General features: G+C 33.7%; 8 protein-coding genes. All 8 read right to left on the minus strand.

The annotated features are described in order from the left end of the window. Positions 1-7: 7 nt before the first annotated feature. Positions 8-1,339: a DUF2254 domain-containing protein gene (locus tag ABD730_RS15675; protein WP_344715867.1), complete on the minus strand. Its 1,332-nt coding sequence runs from the start codon at positions 1,337-1,339 to the stop codon at positions 8-10. Between the two features lie 281 nt (positions 1,340-1,620). Beyond that, positions 1,621-2,076, minus strand: coding sequence for a hypothetical protein (locus tag ABD730_RS15680; RefSeq protein WP_344715868.1), 456 nt, complete (start codon positions 2,074-2,076; stop codon positions 1,621-1,623). A gap of 24 nt (positions 2,077-2,100) precedes the next feature. Then, on the minus strand, positions 2,101-4,221 hold the full coding sequence (locus ABD730_RS15685; RefSeq protein WP_344715870.1) for a glycoside hydrolase family 97 protein: 2,121 nt from the start codon (positions 4,219-4,221) through the stop codon (positions 2,101-2,103). A 63-nt stretch (positions 4,222-4,284) separates the two neighbouring features. Then, positions 4,285-5,961: an alpha-amylase family glycosyl hydrolase gene (locus tag ABD730_RS15690; RefSeq protein WP_344715872.1), complete on the minus strand. Its 1,677-nt coding sequence runs from the start codon at positions 5,959-5,961 to the stop codon at positions 4,285-4,287. Positions 5,962-6,038: 77 nt separating this feature from the next. Next, complete coding sequence (locus ABD730_RS15695; RefSeq protein ID WP_344715873.1) at positions 6,039-7,934, minus strand: alpha-amylase family glycosyl hydrolase; 1,896 nt, start codon at positions 7,932-7,934, stop codon at positions 6,039-6,041. A gap of 5 nt (positions 7,935-7,939) precedes the next feature. Then, positions 7,940-10,327: a TIM-barrel domain-containing protein gene (locus tag ABD730_RS15700; RefSeq protein WP_344715875.1), complete on the minus strand. Its 2,388-nt coding sequence runs from the start codon at positions 10,325-10,327 to the stop codon at positions 7,940-7,942. Between the two features lie 47 nt (positions 10,328-10,374). Next, the gene (locus tag ABD730_RS15705) at positions 10,375-11,382 is read right to left on the minus strand and encodes an alpha/beta hydrolase (RefSeq protein ID WP_344715877.1); all 1,008 of its coding nucleotides are present in this window, start codon (positions 11,380-11,382) and stop codon (positions 10,375-10,377) included. 1 nt (position 11,383) lies between these two features. Further along, positions 11,384-13,327, minus strand: a complete 1,944-nt coding sequence (locus tag ABD730_RS15710) for a glycoside hydrolase family 13 protein (RefSeq protein ID WP_344715878.1) — start codon at positions 13,325-13,327, stop codon at positions 11,384-11,386. Between the last annotated feature and the right edge of the window lie 117 nt (positions 13,328-13,444).

Genomic DNA, 13,444 nt, shown 5'->3' on the forward strand with positions numbered 1-13,444 from the left:
CTACGCTTCAAAATTTATATTCTGATGGATTAATATTTTGAAGTTTGGTAATATATGATTTTATCAGTTCAATATCTCTATCGTTGTTATGATTATCTAAAGCATCTTTTTTAAGATTAACAATTTCCTTGATAATCACTTCTTTGTAATTTTCGTCTAATATATTATTCTGCTGAAGTAAATACTGAAACATAACAAATAACTTCTGAACCACAATAACATCATGTTTACAGTAGGTTCTAAGGGCTGCCATAACGTTATATAGCAATTCCTCGAAGCTTACAGTATTGATGTGGATTAATGCTTTCTCATCGTCATTAAAGTAATAACTATGATCCTTTTTTGTCATTCGTAATGCAAATAACTCAGTAAGATAATCTATTGCATTAATACAGGTTCCTGGATCGTTTATTCCTGGCGACATAGCTTTTACAGCAATTTCTGTAATTTGTTTAAAGGCAAGCACATAATTATCTTCTATAAGTTCACTGTTAGAAAAGGTTATGGAGTCTAAAAGTTTCGACTCTAAGTCTTCATCATCTCCCATGTGATCACTCGCTTCTCCTTTGTACTTTATAACCGGAATTCCTTTAAGAATATAAGCTCCTTTTATGGGCACAACTTCTATCATTAAGTCATGAGATTCTGCTAAATCTGCCAATGCTTTCAAACTGACATCTTGCATGTATCCCGTAGAATTAGCCATAATATTCTTCCAATCTGACGTATCTTCAAAACCGGCATCGATATGCTTTTCTGCTTCAACTAACTTCTCTAAACGTAATTTTGATTTTATAAAAATCTTATCCATAATTGTATTTACTTGGATTTCTTGAGAAATAGAATGGATAAAATAGATAAAAGCGCCTAAACTTAAGGTCATAAAAACAATACTTAATAAGACCGAAAAACCTGGCATTTGATATTTGTCTCCATTTGGTGTAATAGACACTAAAGTAAAAATACAATAGAGTAATGCAGCATTATATGTTCCAAGAATAATTTGGTGTCGTCTGTTAGATATCAATCCTGGCAGTACTCTTGGTGAAAAATTACTAGATGCTTGGTTGAGAAGAATCATTACTAATGAAAAACTAAACACCATAATAGATATTAACCCTGCAATAAATGTGGTTAATAAACTTCTTGCGGTTTCAGTGTTATTTACAACTAAGACCGGATAGTGTTTTACTAGGTATTTAGAAATCCCTATGCTTTCTAGATAAATCATTAAAAAAGCAAACAACAATCCAAATAGACTGATAATAGAAGGATAAAAAGCAATATTACTCTCTAACTTTTCTAATGAATTAAAGATTTTATAAATGTATTTCTTCACGACTCAAACATTATAATTATACTCAATTATATTAAGTATGATAATTAAGGTCTAAGAAACATTAATTTAATTTGAATATTTAACTGTTATACAGAAGATTGTAATTGATATCGTAGAAATGGCTTTTAATTCTAAAATTAGAAATAAACGCCTATACAATTTTACTAGATATACTAGAATTGATATTTAACTCAGGTGTCTATGCGCTTATACAAATTGTTGAAGGTATTACACAAGCCATAAACATTATGCTGCTCTTTTTATGATCTGTTGTAAACTTATTAAAACCCTAATTTACCATAAGTCCAATTAGAACCATCACTAATAAAAATAAGTGTTTTATTTGCATTTCCACCTCCTACAGCTGTTGTCATATTTACAACATTTGTCCCAGAAGTACTATCTCCAGCAAAGAACTCTACACCAGCTCCAAAAGTATAGATATCAGCTTGTATTGAGTCTGCTATATTTCTAAGCACATATATTCTTCCCGGAACAGTTGTAGCATCAGGTAAGATAAATTCTTCATTAGATACCGTTGGAGTCAAATTGATATAAACTCCATCATCAATAGGTGTAGCAGAACCACTAGGTCCTCCATTTAAACTTACAACTTTGAGAGATAAATTACCATTAATATCTAATGTGCTTTTTGGGTCTGCTGTCCCGATGCCTACTTGAGCATTAACACTATTAAAACACAGTGATAATACGATTATTAGAAGTATATTTTTCATAAGGGATAAAAAATTACATTAATATTATTTCTTTTTTAAACTGATAGCAAATCCTCCACCTTCAGCTAATTTTAAAGTTAATTGAGAGGTTTTATCAAATTCAGTTTTTTCTATTTCTATATCTAGTGGATTGTTATTCCAATGGGCATTTTCTCCATCTTTATAAATGATAGCTTCATAGGATTGATCTTCGTCTAAAAAACTAAAATCTAATTTTAAAGATCTTGCATTTTCGTCTGTAATACCTCCTACAAACCAATTTCCAGTCTCTCTTTCTTTTCTTGCAATAGTCACATAATCACCGACTTCACCATTTAAAACTACTGATTTACCCCAATCTACACCAACATCTCTGATGAACTGCAAAGGTTTAGGGTTAGCTTCATAATGTTCTACTAAATCGGCTGCCATTTGCACAGGACTATAGATTACCACATACAAAGCCAACTGCTGTGCAATGGTTGTATTGACTTGATTATCCTTTTTATATTCATCGAATTTTATATTGAAAATACCTGGCGTAAAATCTATTGGTCCAGATAACATTCTTGTAAAAGCTACAATAGGTAAATGCTCTGGCGGATTACCACCATCACTAGACCAAGCATTAAATTCTTGACCTCTTAAACCTTCTCTCGAAATTGTATTTGGATAGGTTCTTCTTAAACCCGTTGCTTTTATAGGTTCATGTGCATTGATAGCAACTTGATACTTTGCTGCTTTTTCTACTGTATGATTATAATGATTCACCATGTATTGCCCATGATGATATTCGCCTTTTGGTAATATTTTACCAACATAACCTGTTTTAACCGTATGCATACCGTATTTCTGCATCAACGCAAAAGCGGTGTCTTGTTGTTTGGTATAGGTTTCTGTAGCTGCGGAAGTTTCGTGATGCATAATAATATCGACCCCCTTTTTCTTTCCGTAACGCACCACCTCATCAATATCATAATCTGGATATGTAGTTACAAAATCAAAGACGCCTTCTCTATCTTCAAATCCAATCCAATGTTCCCAACCTGTATTCCAGCCTTCAACTAAAACACCTCCAATGTTATTTTTGGCAGAAAAATCAATAAAATTCTTAACGTTTTCTGTCGTTGCTCCATGTTTGCCATGTGCTTTTCCTGTATCTGTCCATTTAGCATCCACCTTTTCCATACCATAATCCCATGACGATTTCCCTAAATGCATTTCCCACCAAACTCCGGTATATTTCATAGGTTTAAACCATGACACATCGCCAAGTTTATTGGGTTCATTTAGATTAACAATAAGCTTAGATTCAATTAAATCTGGGGCATTATCTGTAATTTGAATGGTTCTCCATGGAGTATGAAAAGGAACCGTACGTTTTACTTTATAATCGTTGTTTTTGGAACCTACTAAATTGCTTTTTAGATTAAGGTTTTCTGTATCAACTTTTAAGGTCATACCGGAATAATCAACCAAAGCAGCTTCATGAAAACTTAGATGTATTCCATCGTTTCCAACCATAGTTACAGGTGTATTCACCGCATTCTCTGGAATATAAGTTTGTGCTAAATTTTTATGATTAGCATACTGCAAAGCATCAATTTCAGAAAGGTTTGTTGTGTTATATAAATGTTCGTAAATATCCCAATCTCCAGGGATCCAAAAAGTTTTATAATCTTCTGTTAGGTTAAATTCGGTGTGTTCTTCTGTGATGAAAACCTCACCTCTTAATCTTGCTTGTTCTGGAAATTCGTATCTAAATCCAATACCATCATCGTAAACTTTAAATACAATATTTAGAAAACGCTCTGGTGTGGTTTTCTCTTGAAGCTCAACTCTTAATTCATTATAATTATTAACCACATCTAACTGTTCTCCCCAAGGCATCTGCCAAGTTTCATTAAAAGTTGAAGTGCTTGTATTTTTTACAATGAAATTCTTATGAAATGCTGGTACATCTTTAAATTCAAATCCTAAATATGACGTATCTACAACTGTTTTAGTATTGAATTTAACCTTATAAAATGGTCGTCCTGCTTTGTTCAAACTAAAATTCACAACGACCTTTTTATTTGGCGATGTGATTTCTGTAGTCTGTATTACATTATCATTACAAGAAAGTAATGCAAATGCGACAACTAAGGTTAATAAATACGTCTTCATAAGTTGAACAATATTATTTAAGATCTACCAAGTTTTTAAAACCTTAGAGATCTAGTTTATTGATTATTTCTTTTCTAACAACACTATTTCAAATGGTGATTGAATCGTAATTGTTCCTTTTTCTACCACTTGAGTTTGTCCGGAATAAGCATCATGTAAAGTGTCTCCATCTTCAAAAACTTTAGAGACATCGATTATTTTTTCTCCTTGCTTTAAGTCTAAGCCAACTACGACCAAATCCTTATAATTTCCTTTTTGATAGCTTCTATAAAAATAATATGGAGAAGCTGTAATCATTTGATGCTTTCCGGCACCAATTGCTGGGTGTTTTGCTCTAAATTGACCTAATTTTTGCCAATGTGTTAATACGTCTTTGGTATGTTGTCTTTTAGCAATAGAATCCCAATTCATCATTGAGCGTAATGTTGCATCCCCTTCGGTTCCTTCTACTATGAGAGAACGCGATGATTCATCTCCATAATAAACTTGAGATGTTCCTGGCGATAACAATAATTTATTAGCTGTTTCAAAAGGCTTTTTTCTTTGAGCATCAAATGGTCTTCCATCATCATGAGAGCTTAAATAATTTACAGTTCCAAAGCCTTTTAACTCATCATTTAATATGGTATTATAGTGTTTAAATAACTCTTCATAATTTTTATCTTTTGAATTGTATTTAAACTCAAAATTTATCAAACTTTGAAAACTAGGTGGATTAAAGTAATTTACTTTTCGATCACCAAAATCAAATTCCTGACCAGAACTTACACCATAATTATAGACTTCTCCAAGGAGGTAAAAAAGGTTGTCATCTAACACCTTTTCTGGATTTTGTTTTTTGTATTGGGCAAATGCATAATCACATTCTACTTTAAACTCTTCCCAAACGTATTCTTCAACATGTTTTACAGTATCTACTCTATAGCCATCGACACCGAATTCTGTGATGTAATCCGTTAGCCATTTCATAATATAAAAACGTGGAGCTCTTGGATGCCCTGTTCTTTCAAAGAATTCATTAAGTTCTTTTATCTCTTGTTCGTAACGCCCTTCGGCTTTCCATTTTTCTACTAATTGTGGTGGCAATTCTACATTATTGTTACTCTCAGTTCTAATATCTGGTAGATTAGCGACCAAAGTGCAACTTATGGTGTTTTCATAATCTTCATAAGAACATTGCTTATCTGTTCTCACCCACTCTTCTGGCCAAACTGGATCTTTTTCAGTTACAGGACCTGTATGGTTAATTACAGCATCTAATACAATTCTTATGCCTCTAGCATGTGCTTCTTTTACTAACGCATGCAAATCTTCTTTTGTACCAAAATTAGGATCAATTTTTGTCCAGTCTTTTGCCCAATAGCCATGAAAACCATAAGAGACTCCTGTTCCTTCATCGGTTCCTCCGTGGATTTGTTCCACTATTGGAGTCATCCAAATCGCATTAATTCCTAAATCGGTAAAATACCCTTCTTTAACTTTTTGAGTAATTCCTTTTATATCTCCTCCTTCAAAACCTCTCAATTTTCCGGTTTTTTCTGATCTATCAAAATTAAAATCATTTGATGTGTCCCCATTATTGAAGCGATCGATTAATAAAAAATAGAGATTTGCACCTTCCCAAATAAATGGTATTTCTACAACTTCGGGTGTTTCCACAGTAGCGGTTTGGTTTTCTGTGTCTTTATTTTTGCAACTCAAAGTGACAAGAATTATAGTAAATAAAAATAGTTTTTTCATATGTATTGCCCACGAAAGTGGGTATCTTTTTGATTATCGGTATTAGACCCGCTAGGTTTACAAAACCTGCTAGGTCTTTATTTGATTTTTAAAATAAACGACTCCAAAGGTTTAATATCAATTCTGACTTGTGCTTTACCATTTTCAACTTTTAAAGTTGAAGTATATGTTTTATACAATTGGTCTTTTACTTCGTATTCACCATCTTGAAGTTTTAATTTTTGAACTAAATCTTCTGGTAATTGCAACTCAAAACCATAAGTATTATCTGCATTAAAGTTTGAAATAATTATTAATTTTTCATCATCACTCCAGCGAACAAAAGACAACACTTTATCATTATACCATTCCGTATTTTGGTGATTGTAATGCTGAATATCTTGATACTCTCCCATTAAGGCCGAGCTATTGATGGTAAAAGTCAATAAGCGTTTATAAAAATCTCGAAGCTCTAATTCTTCTGTTGTAGACTGCCCTCCATCAAACTGTTTATTATTAACCCAACGAACTACACTTGGTACAGAGCCATAATCGAAAATAGATGTTCTCGTTGGATCTCCAAATCCTAAATCTTCGGCGCCTGGCTCACCAAACTCTTGTCCAAAATAAATCATAGTTGGTGCTGTTGATGACGTTGCCGAAACCACCATTGCGGGTTTTCCTTTGGCTGCACTTCCTGCAAAATCTGGACTCGCAATACGTTGCTCATCATGGTTTTCTAGAAAATGAAGCATATGGTGTTCTATATCACTTAAATCTTTCAAGATTGGAGGAATATTATCTGTACTTCCATGACCTTGCATGACGTGTTTTAAGGTATCATACAATTGTACTTTATCATACAAATAATCCATTTTTCCTCTTTTGATATAATCTCTGTATAAACTTGGATTGTAAACTTCGGCTAATAAGAACGCATCTGGATTTTCCATTTTAATATGCGAATTCATATAACTCCAAAATTCAACAGGTACCATTTCTGCCATATCATAACGGAAACCATCCACTCCTTTGGCAGTCCAATACAAGGCTATGTCTTTAAATTTTAACCACGAACTAGGAACTGTTTTACCTTTCCAAAATTCGAAGTGTTTTTTGTAATCTTCAGTATCAAAACCATCTGGTAATTCATCAAAGTCTTTTCTTCCTTCTGGTGAAATTCCATAATTTACTTTTACAGTTTCGTACCAATCGTTCATATCTGGTTGCGATGCACGTGAACCATTACCTGTCCATTTTGCAGGCACTTCTTCAAATTTACTATCTGCTAAAGGATGTTGCTCACCTCCTAATGGTTGGTAGCCATTTTTCCATTCTGGCACTTTAAATGCTTCACCTGGATTATAGTAAAAATTATTATTGACGTCGTAGGTTTTAGTTGTATCATCTTCGGCTCCAAAATCGGTTGTGCCTTCAGGATTAGTTAAACTTTGATAATTACGCGCTACGTGATTTGGAACGATATCAATAATCACTTTTAATCCGGCTTTGTGTGAGCGCTCTATTAAAGCTTCAAATTCTTCTAATCTGTTGTCTACATTTACAGCTAAATCTGGATTAACATTGTAATAATCTTTAACTGCGTAAGGCGAACCTGCTCTACCTTTTACAATATCTGGATCGTCGTTTGAAATTCCGAATGCTGTATAATCAGTAATTACATCATGATGTGGCACACCTGTATACCAAATATGCGTAACTCCTAAATCTTTAATTTCATTTAAAGCTTTATCTGTAAAGTCATTGAACTTTCCAACTCCATTTTCCTCGAGTGTTCCCCATGGTTTATTAGTGGTATTTGTGTTTCCAAATAAACGTGTAAACACTTGGTATACGACTTCTTTCTTCTTCATGCTTTCTTTTATTTCACTTTCATTACGACTATGATCAATGTCTAGCTTCTTCGTTTCATTCTTACACGCAAAAAAGCTTAATACAATTAACAATGCTGTGATTCTTTTACTATTTTTCATTAGGATTATTTTTTCAGTTTAACTGTAATTACAGCTATTTCTTCAGAACTCTTTTCTATTGGAATTCTTACTGTTTTTAATGTTTCAGACCAATCAAAATCGTCATGTCTTCCAACCATAACGCGTTTGGGCTTCTTATCTAATCCGTGAATGGTTAGATAATAAGTTCTGGATTTAGGGCTAAAATTCTTTCCTGTTTTATCAGTTATAATAAATTCTAGTGTAGACCCCTTAGAAGTCATTTCTAAATTTAAAATTTCATAATCTTCGTTAGCAATGGCATTTGCGGATTGACCATCGTCGATATAAATTTGTCGGCTACTTTTTAAAACTGAAGCATCATGATAATAATCAATTTTATAAACCGTGTCATCATATTTTGCAGTGGTTTGAATCACATTTGTATGCGGTAGAAAAGCTCCTGCTCTTACGTATGTCGGAATTGAGTTTTCTTTTAATGCTACCGATTTTGTTTGTCCACCATTTATTTTTTCATCCGTATAAAAATCAAACCAGACATTCTCCTTTGGAAAGTAAACGTCTTGTTCTGTTATCGCTGCTTCTAAAACAGGTGAAACTAAAATATCATTTCCCCATAAATAGGTTTTTGAATAGTTAAACAGTTCCGAATTATCCGATTCTTCAAAAAACAATGGTCGCATTAATGGTTTCCCAAATTTGGTATTTTCATACACCAAATTGTAATTGTACGGCAATAATTTATAGCGTAATTCAATAGCTTGCTTGGCTAGTTCTTTTGCTTTTTCGCTTCTAAAAATGGGTTCGCTTGGCACATCTTCTTGAGCATGTGGTCTAAATATTGGATTAAATACTCCGTACTGCAACCAACGTACATAAAGCTCATCATCTAAATTAGCACCCGCAAAACCACCTAAATCACTATGCATATACGCTAATCCTTGCATTCCCATTTGTAGTGCAATTTCAGGTTGACTTTGTAAACCACCCCAAGTTCTATTTACGTCTCCTGACCAAGGAATTAATCCATAGCGTTGTGAACCTGAGTAGCCCGCACGCATTAAGATGAATGGTCTTGTATTTGGAAAATCGCGTTGGTAGCCTTCAAAAACTAATCTTGCCCAATCGTGGCCATAAATATTATGAACTTCATCTGCACTACCTGTTTTATGTTGTACCCAATTGGGGTGCACTTCTGGCTCACCCAAATCGCCCCAAACTCCAGCAACTCCTTTATCGGCTAATCCTTTATAAATATTCCAAAACCATTTTTCAGCATCACGATTGTAAATGTCAATGAGCCCTGTATTCCCAAAATAGAAATCATATTTTGCAGGGTTTCCAATAGAGTCTTTGGCCAAAATGCCTTTTTCAACAGCTTCATCCCATTTTTTAGACGTTGATAAAATAAACGGCTCTGTGATGGTTATTGTTTTTACACCTTTAGTATTGAGGCGCTTTACCATGCCTTCAAAATCTGGAAAAGAATCTCTAAAGACTTCCAGATTTCCCATAGTTCCTTTTAATTCTTTTCCAAACCAATATAAATCGAGAATAATAGCATCTACAGGAATTTTTTCATCATTAAATTTAGCGATGGTCTGTTCTACTTCTTCTTGAGAATGGTAGCCAAATCGGCTTGAAAAATTACCCAATGCCCAACGTGGTAACATAGGTTGCTTTCCTGTTAAATCGGTATAAACATCCATCATATCTAACCAAGAATCACCCACGATGACTTGGTAGGTTTTTCTACCCGAAATGGTTTCGTATTTTAAGGTATTATCTCCGTTACTATCTAAATCTAAAAAACCAATTGGTGCATTATCAAAATGCAACATGTACTGTTTTGAAGACACTACAATTGGCATGGTGTAATTCATTAATTCACTATGGGTCTCATAACCATAATGTGCTCTGTTGTATAATTGTAATCGGTTACCGCGACGATTCATTCCTAATGCTCTGGCACCACCACCATATAAAACTTCGTCTGTTGTAAGATTGAAATCTATAGTTTCTAAACTGTCATTTTTCACATAACCTTCTTTTTCTGAAACAATAAATTTGTCTTTGTAATAATATGAAATTTGAAAAGGGCTTTTTGTAATGGCAACGTATAAACCTTTGGTTTTTAAAACAACATCATTGCCTCTATCGGTCATTTCAAAATACGAATTGTAAGGCTTTGCCACTACAGCATGAGATTGTGCTTTTAAGTATTCGCCTTTAGGCACAAAAGTGGTTTCAATAATATTTGAAGAATAGGGTTTGATAATATAATAGCCATCGTTGACTTCAACTTTTAAATCTAAGCCCTGTTTTACAGCGCTTTTAAAAACCCTATTAGTATTTTGAGCATTTAAAAGAGTAAATGAAAAGAGGGTTACAATAAATAAAATTATGTTTTTCATTTTTAAGTTTTTGAATTCTGACAGACGCATTCCATCCATCTTCATATCTATTTCGTTTTCTTGGTTAATGTCCCTAGTAAAAATTCTAAAGGTTGATCTAATCGTTTATTCCAAGAATTTTCAGAATGATCTGTACCTTCAAAAAATAAGTTCTTAGCATCTAATTCTGTATAGCCTTTTGCTTTTAAAATGCCATCTACTCTTTGAGCGTACTGTGGATAATGGGCATCTAAGGTTTTATTACCATAATCGAAGTATAATTTGTGCAATCCCGCTTGTGGTAAGTTGGCTTCCATATATTTAAAAATAGCTTCAGGAAAAGGGTTATTTTCTCTTGGTGCTGCACCAACCCAATGTGTAGACAAACATGCTGCACCTCCAAAAACATCTGGATATTCACTCACAGCATACATAGACATTAAACCTCCCATACTAGACCCCATTACAAAGGTATTGTCCTTGTCTGTAGCAACGGGATAGGATTTATCAATAGCAGGTTTTAATTCTTCTACTATAAATTTCAAATAATTATCGCCATTAAATTTGGAATCTGCATTGGCATTCGCAGCTTCCTTGAACAAGTTTTCTTGAACAGATTCATCTAACATTTCAAATGCCTTTTCAGGAAACAAATCTTGCCAGCGAATTCTAGGAATATTATGAATCCCAACAACGATAAAATCCTTTACAGTACCTTCTAACATTAACTTTGAAGCCCATTCATCTATTTTCCATTCTTGCTTATTCCAAGTGGTAGTAGAATCGAATAAATTCTGACCATCGTGCATATACAATACGGCATATTTTTTATTTTCAACATAGCTTTCAGGTATCCAAATATCTACCGCTCTTGGTTGAATATATTTAGAAGGAAAACTATCGACACGCAAAATTTCTCCTTTAAAAAGGGTCGCACTCTTTACGTGTATAAAATTTGGTGTTGGCGTATTTACGACAATTTCAGATTCAGTATCATTAACCTCAGTTGTTTTTGTGTCTTCTTTACATGAAACCATGAATAAACTACACAGCAAAATTGATATTACAATTCTCATCTTAATTAGATTTGGTGGTTAATATAACACTTCCTTTATTAGCTATTTTTATGCTAGTATCCCAAATTATTATTTCATCTGAAATAATATTTTTTAAGCTCTTTCCATCTAAACCTAACTCTTCAAATCTATCTAAATCTAGTTCTAGCGGATTTTCATTTTTATTAATAATATGCACAATGGTTTCATTGCCTAAAATTCTAGCTAAAACATAAACTCCATCTTCTGGTGCAAAATGCATGGTTTTCCCATTGTGAATAGCCTTGCTGTTTTTCCTGTAATTTAGGATTTGTTTAAGATAGACTTGCATGTCTTTTTGTGCTGCAGTTAGTCCTTCTCCTGAAAATGCATTTACAGTATCACCTTCCCAACCTCCTGGGAAGTCTGTGCGAATTAAACCATGATCTCCAGGATTATCAAAATCGTCCATTAAAATTTCTGTTCCGTAATAAATCTGTGGAATTCTTGGCATCATCAATAGATAACTCAATGCCATTTTAGTATTAGTTATATCGCCTTTAAATTCTGTAAAAACACGACTCTTATCATGGTTGTCTAAAAATACCATAATATCTTTTGGAGAGGTATAGGCAAAATCATTAGCTAAGCCTTCATACATTTTAACAAGTCCTTGATCCCAAGATTCATATTCATTTAAGGCATCTACGATATGTTTTTGCATGGCAAAATCCATGGTCGATTTTAAATTAGAATTGTATTTATCGTTGTTATGGTGTCCTTCTTGCCAATACCCTATTAATAATGGGTTGTAACTCCATTCTTCACCTACAATAGAAAAATTGGGATATTCGGTCATAATAGCTCCTGCCCAATCACTCATAAAATCTTTATCAGAATATGGATAGGTATCTTGACGAATACCTCCTAAACCTAAAGTTTCGACCCACCAAATACTATTCTGAATAATATAGTTGGCCATAAATGGATTGCGCTGATTTAGATCTGGCATATCAGACACAAACCAACCATCAGCCATCTCGCGATGATCGCTTTTAGAGGCATAAGGATCTTGATTGGTAGTACGTCTGTGGTTGGATGTTTTAGTGACTTTCCAATCCCAGTTATCTATATGTTCTTCGTATAACTCTTGATAGTTTACCCAATCTTTAAACGGTAAATCTTCCATCCACCAATGGTATAAACCACAATGATTAGCCACCTGATCCATGATGAGTTTCATATCTCGCGATCTTAAATTATCGGCTAATTCTCTATACGTTTCCAAGGTTCCAAAACGTGGATCGACTTTATAAAAATCTGTCATAGCATAGCCATGATAAGATCCATTGGGCATATCATTAATTAAAACAGGACAGGGCCAAACGGCAGTAAATCCTAAATCTTCAATATAATCTAGATGCTTTGTAATCCCTTGAATATCGCCTCCATGTCTTGCATAATTATCTGTTCTATCAATACCTTGTTGAAGCAGCCCTTCAATTTCATCATTTTTAGGGTTGGCATTTGCAAAACGATCAGGAGTGATTAAGTAAATGGCATCTGAACTGTCAAAACCAACGTAATCTTCTGCCGGTTTTTCACGAGATTTTAGTTCGTAAGTTTGAATTAATTCTGAACCGTCTTCATGTTGGAATTTAATATTGAATTGCCCTGCTTTTGCCGTTTCAGAAATCTCTAAATCTAGAAAGAGATAATTAGGACTGTCTGCTTTATGAACTTTAATTACAGAAACACCTTGATAAGACATTTTAGGTGTAGCCTTCCCTATATTAGGATGCTTAACTAAAAGTTGAAGGTTTTGATTTTTGAAGCCAATCCACCAATGAGGTGGCTCCACTTTTTCGATATCGTTTTGAATTTCAGTTACAGGTTCTGAAACCACTTTTTCCTCAGATGTGGTTTCTTGACACGAAAACACAGTTGCAACTAGTAGCGTTAATAGTGTTAGTTTTAGTGTTTTCATTGTAATTTATTTTAAAAAAGAAACAAGTTGTTATTGCAACCTTAAACAAATACCTACAAGGTTTTTGAAACCTTGCAGGATATTTATTTATTTTTTTTTAGACCTGCTAGGTTTTAA

It is taken from the genome of Winogradskyella damuponensis (genome assembly GCF_039538385.1).
In the GTDB taxonomy this organism is placed as follows: Bacteria; Bacteroidota; Bacteroidia; order Flavobacteriales; family Flavobacteriaceae; genus Winogradskyella; species Winogradskyella damuponensis.

Excerpts from the sequence above, each read along its gene's own strand:
- ABD730_RS15680 (WP_344715868.1), bottom strand. The coding sequence starts at position 2,076 with ATGAAAAATATACTTCTAATAATCGTATTATCACTGTGTTTTAATAGT.
- ABD730_RS15685 (WP_344715870.1), bottom strand. The coding sequence starts at position 4,221 with ATGAAGACGTATTTATTAACCTTAGTTGTCGCATTTGCATTACTTTCT.
- ABD730_RS15690 (WP_344715872.1), bottom strand. The coding sequence starts at position 5,961 with ATGAAAAAACTATTTTTATTTACTATAATTCTTGTCACTTTGAGTTGC.
- ABD730_RS15695 (WP_344715873.1), bottom strand. The coding sequence starts at position 7,934 with ATGAAAAATAGTAAAAGAATCACAGCATTGTTAATTGTATTAAGCTTT.
- ABD730_RS15700 (WP_344715875.1), bottom strand. The coding sequence starts at position 10,327 with ATGAAAAACATAATTTTATTTATTGTAACCCTCTTTTCATTTACTCTT.
- ABD730_RS15705 (WP_344715877.1), bottom strand. The coding sequence starts at position 11,382 with ATGAGAATTGTAATATCAATTTTGCTGTGTAGTTTATTCATGGTTTCA.
- ABD730_RS15710 (WP_344715878.1), bottom strand. The coding sequence starts at position 13,327 with ATGAAAACACTAAAACTAACACTATTAACGCTACTAGTTGCAACTGTG.